Below are 1,667 nucleotides of genomic sequence, written 5' to 3' on the forward strand. Positions count from 1 at the left end.
AGAGCTGTGCCGGCGACTGGATGGTTGGGCGATCAACATTCACCACTCGTTGCTGCCAGGGTTCAAGGGCGCCAAGCCTTATCACCAGGCATACAACAAGGGCGTGAAGATGGTCGGCGCCACAGCGCACTACATCAACAACGACCTGGACGAAGGCCCGATCATCGCCCAGGGTGTGGAAGTGGTCGACCACAGCCATTACCCCGAAGACCTGATTGCCAAGGGGCGCGACATCGAATGCCTGACCCTGGCGCGGGCTGTCGGTTATCACATCGAGCGGCGGGTGTTCCTCAACGCCAACCGGACCGTCGTTCTGTAACAACCTGTACCGGCCTCTTCGCGGCTTAAGCCGCTCCCACAGAGTTTGTGCAGGTTTAAAGACTGGCGCAGTACCTGTGGGAGCGGCTTCAGCCGCGAAGAGGCCAGCACAGGCCGCCACCTTTGTTTGCCCCCATATCTTCCAACGACAACCCTGCCGCTAAATGGCATCTCCCTGTCGCTCCCAGTCAGTGCATCCCGCCCCATCAGGCCCACAATTCCCCTCATTCCAGAAACACATGCCGCCCACGGAAGGCGGCGCGTTCAACCACCGCTGCATAAATAAAAATCAAGCGAGGTAAGAGCATGTCTGGCAATCGTGGAGTGGTATATCTCGGCGCCGGCAAGGTCGAGGTGCAGAAGATCGACTACCCGAAAATGCAGGACCCACGCGGCAAGAAGATCGAGCACGGCGTGATCCTGAAGGTGGTCTCCACCAACATCTGCGGCTCCGACCAGCACATGGTCCGTGGTCGCACCACTGCCCAGGTCGGCCTGGTCCTGGGCCACGAAATCACTGGCGAAATCGTCGAGAAGGGCCGTGACGTCGAGCGCATGCAGATTGGCGACCTGGTCTCGGTGCCATTCAACGTCGCCTGTGGCCGCTGCCGCTCCTGCAAGGAAATGCACACCGGTGTCTGCCTCACCGTCAACCCGGCCCGCGCCGGCGGTGCCTACGGTTACGTCGACATGGGCGACTGGACCGGCGGCCAGGCCGAATATGTGCTGGTGCCGTACGCCGACTTCAACCTGCTGAAACTGCCCGAGCGCGACAAGGCCATGGAGAAGATCCGTGACCTGACCTGCCTGTCCGACATCTTGCCGACCGGCTACCACGGTGCCGTGACTGCTGGTGTTGGCCCAGGCAGCACCGTCTACGTTGCTGGTGCCGGCCCGGTCGGTTTGGCTGCCGCTGCCTCGGCGCGCCTGCTGGGCGCTGCCTGCGTCATCGTCGGCGACTTGAACCCGGCCCGCCTGGCTCACGCCAAGTCCCAGGGCTTCGAAGTGGTCGACCTGTCCAAGGACACCCCGCTGCACGAGCAGATCGTCGACATCCTCGGCGAGCCGGAAGTGGACTGCGCCGTCGACGCCGTAGGCTTCGAAGCCCGCGGCCATGGCCACGAAGGTGCCAAGCATGAAGCGCCAGCCACCGTGCTGAACTCGCTGATGCAGGTGACCCGCGTTGCCGGCAGTATCGGTATCCCAGGCCTGTACGTGACCGAAGACCCGGGTGCGGTGGATGCCGCCGCCAAGATCGGCGCCCTGAGCATCCGCTTCGGCCTGGGTTGGGCCAAGTCGCACAGCTTCCACACTGGTCAGACCCCGACCATGAAGTACAACCGCCAGCT

Annotated in this window: 2 protein-coding genes; both read left to right on the forward strand. The window is 63.0% G+C overall.

The annotated features are described in order from the left end of the window. Window positions 1-319, forward strand: a 319-nt coding sequence (locus tag JV551A3_RS03365) for a formyltransferase family protein (RefSeq protein ID WP_268939125.1), incomplete at its 5' end; no start/stop codon positions are given. A 305-nt stretch (window positions 320-624) separates the two neighbouring features. Beyond that, window positions 625-1,667: formaldehyde dehydrogenase, glutathione-independent (gene fdhA, locus JV551A3_RS03370; RefSeq protein WP_133978328.1), on the forward strand; the 1,043-nt coding region annotated here is incomplete at its 3' end.

Origin of the sequence: Pseudomonas inefficax (genome assembly GCF_900277125.1) — a bacterium.
Taxonomy (GTDB): domain Bacteria; phylum Pseudomonadota; class Gammaproteobacteria; order Pseudomonadales; family Pseudomonadaceae; genus Aquipseudomonas; species Aquipseudomonas inefficax.